A 1,989-nucleotide genomic window follows, 5' to 3' on the forward strand; every position below is an offset into this window, starting at 1 on the left:
CTAAGTGGACTACTTTTCAATTATATTATACACTCGCTGACAGGAATAACACAGAGGTTGCCGCCCTGTTCGATAAAATCGGGGTCGAGGTTGCACAAGACGAGTCGTTTTATATCGAACTGAAAAAGGAAACTAACGAATGACCCGCGAAAAGATCATTAAGCTACTCAACAGCCCAAAGGCGAGCCGCGAGCAATTACGCGAAGCGCTCGCCGCTTATGCTGGCGTGGAATACAGCCCGCAAAAGGAAAAGAAAGAGAGCCTATTTAATCAGTGCAAAACGATATTTTTAGAAGCGTACAAACAGCACGTAAAAGTCGATTATACTTTCGACCGACGCGACGGGGTGGCACTGGCTAGTCTGATAGAGAAAGTACAGGCATTAGACGATAACGACGTGCTAGTTACTTTCGGGGCGTTAATGTCTAATTTGCCCGACTGGTATAAGATAAACGGCTTTTCTCTCACGGTTATAAACGGTAAGTTCAACGAGATAGTGGCAAGTATAAGGAATGAGCGAAAACAGGGAATTACAGACAACTACAAAGCCCGTATTATTAACGACCTTACAACCTGACGCGCTGGGGCGCGAATTGCGAGGGGTAAGGACAATAAACGACGCTTTGACAATCGCAGCAAACCGCGACAAATACCCGTCGCTTGCCCGCTTACGTGCCGAGTACGGAACGCAAAAGATAGAGGCTATAATCAAACTGCATTTAATTGATTTATGCGAAAATGTCAATTTAAAGCGCCCTTTGCGCGATACACAAGTTGACAATATCGCCCGCGAGATCGTCGCCGAGTTTTACAGTTTGACAATAGCAGATATACACGTTATTTTCAGAAAAGCGAAAACGGGCGAGTATGGCGAATTTTACGAGTCGTTGGATATGCCGAAAGTGTTATCGTGGTTTCGCGGGTATTTCTCGGATAGGTGCACGGCGGCGGCTCAACAAAGCGTCAACGAGTCGGGTATATACCGAACATACGACACACGACGCGAGGGCGAGCGCTGGCGGGCTTATTTTGATCGTATGGAAAAGAAAAACAAACAAGACAAATGAGTGAACTAAAAATCTGTATAGAGATAGCCCAGCCCGACGGCATGAGGGGCAACGACAAAGGCGAGGTTATAAAGTGCCCGCCGCAACGGTGTATCGTGTGCAACGGCGCGGGTGGCTGGCATATAGATAGCCGATCTTTTAGTTACGACCCCGACGTCGGCGAACATTACCAAACGTGTAGAGTGTGTAAGGGGTCGGGCTCGGTGGCGGCTCAAATACTAATCGGGTGGCAAACAATCGGCGAGATCAAAAAACAATATTTAAACACTGAAAAACAATGACAAGAAAAAAACCTTTGATAATTATTGCATTGCTGGCACGGCTTGTTTTCGTCTTGTATGTGCCTTTATTGATAGTCGGCTATATACTTTATTTATTCTCGAAGTTATTGCGAGCCTTTGCGCTTATATTGATGTTTAAGCGGCACAGTGCCCGCGACGAGCTGGTCGGTTTTTGGCGGGTGTGGTCGTCAATCGCCGATATACTTTAACAACTTAAATTTTAAACAATATGCTAATACAGGATAAAGAGAGATTATACAATGAACTTATGCGAAAAATCGACGAGATCGCACACGAACCGAGTTTTTTTAAACAGACCCAAAAAGCCGCCGAACTCGGCGACTTTCTCGGCTCAATATATGATAGTGGATATAGCGACGGTTATAATACTGGCTATGAAATAGGACTAAAGCACAGTATTGACGAACTGACAAAAAAATAAAGCCCCTCGCGCCGAAACGCTTAAGGCTTTGTAATTGGTTAATACAAAGTTAAATAAAATTCGGTGTTATGCAAAGAGAGACAAAGAGAAATATTAATGTACTTAAGCGCGTTGCACTTATACAAGACATTGTAAGGGAACGGCATGAGGTAGGCAATCAAAGTAAATCTAAGCGGCAAGTGTGGCGGTACTATGTAAA

The 1,989-nt window shown here is 44.5% G+C and carries 3 protein-coding genes; all 3 read left to right on the forward strand.

The features are described 5' to 3' along the window. The first annotated feature begins 139 nt into the window (after nucleotides 1-139). The 3 genes from G7Y57_RS17535 (at nucleotide 140) to G7Y57_RS17545 (ending at nucleotide 1,790) form a co-directional block, all read left to right on the forward strand. Complete coding sequence (locus G7Y57_RS17535) at nucleotides 140-577, forward strand: hypothetical protein (RefSeq protein ID WP_165027236.1); 438 nt, start codon at nucleotides 140-142, stop codon at nucleotides 575-577. After that, nucleotides 513-1,067, forward strand: coding sequence for a hypothetical protein (locus G7Y57_RS17540; RefSeq protein WP_165027239.1), 555 nt, complete (start codon nucleotides 513-515; stop codon nucleotides 1,065-1,067). The genes G7Y57_RS17535 and G7Y57_RS17540 overlap by 65 nt, the downstream gene beginning before the upstream one ends. Before the next feature lie 510 nt (nucleotides 1,068-1,577). After that, entirely contained in the window at nucleotides 1,578-1,790 is a 213-nt protein-coding gene (locus G7Y57_RS17545) for a hypothetical protein (RefSeq protein ID WP_165027240.1), read from the forward strand. The last annotated feature ends 199 nt before the right edge of the window (nucleotides 1,791-1,989 follow it).

The sequence above is a fragment of the Dysgonomonas sp. ZJ279 genome, assembly GCF_011039205.1.
GTDB lineage: Bacteria > Bacteroidota > Bacteroidia > Bacteroidales > Dysgonomonadaceae > Dysgonomonas.